Source organism: Lyngbya aestuarii BL J (assembly GCF_000478195.2).
Lineage (GTDB): Bacteria > Cyanobacteriota > Cyanobacteriia > Cyanobacteriales > Microcoleaceae > Capilliphycus > Capilliphycus aestuarii.
Window position 1 is genome coordinate 1 of the sequence record NZ_AUZM01000395.1, and the last position, 358, is coordinate 358.

Consider the following 358-nt stretch of genomic DNA (forward strand, 5'->3'; position numbering starts at 1 on the left):
TATTTTTATTTTTCTGAGCTTCATCAATCTTACCAATCATATAAAGAGAACGCTCGGAATAATCAGAAAATTCATCATTAAGAATGCGATCGCATCCTTCTATTTCTTCCTCTGTCATCACCAATTTCCCCTTCTCCCCGGTAAACTGTTCTGTGGTAAAAAAAGGTTGATTAAAAACCCGCTCTAACCGCCTCGCCCGAGCCACCGTTTGTCGGTCAGATTGCGAAAGTTATTCTATCCCCAACATCGCAATAATATCTTTAAGATCCTCATAACCTGCTAGGGTTTGTCGCACGTTTTGAGCCACTTGATAATGCCGTTCCCCAACAACCGTTGGAGATAACATTTTAGAACTCGA

General features: G+C 41.1%; 1 pseudogene. It reads right to left on the minus strand.

The features are described from left to right. Positions 1-205: pseudogene (locus M595_RS32810) on the minus strand (F0F1 ATP synthase subunit beta); the annotation flags it as partial. Between the last annotated feature and the right edge of the window lie 153 nt (positions 206-358).